At 60.7% G+C, this 239-nt stretch carries 1 protein-coding gene; it reads left to right on the plus strand.

The annotated features are described in order from the left end of the window. Window positions 1-239 (plus strand): hypothetical protein (locus CVH10_RS24100; protein WP_146143392.1); only part of this gene is annotated, 239 nt, incomplete at both ends.

Consider the following 239-nt stretch of genomic DNA (forward strand, 5'->3'; position numbering starts at 1 on the left):
AACGGGTACAATTACGAGGACTCGATCCTGATCAGCGAGCGGATCGTGAAGGACGACGTGTTTACGTCGATCCATATCGACGAGTTCGAGGTGATGGCCCGCGACACCAAGCTGGGTGCCGAGGAAATCACGCGCGACATCCCGAACCTGGCCGAGCAGCAGCTCAACCGCCTCGACGAATCCGGCATCATCTATGTCGGCGCCGAAGTGCAGCCGGGCGACACGCTGGTGGGCAAGGT

Source organism: Halomonas sp. ND22Bw (genome assembly GCF_003011945.1).
GTDB classification, from domain to species: Bacteria; Pseudomonadota; Gammaproteobacteria; order Pseudomonadales; family Halomonadaceae; genus Halomonas; species Halomonas halophila.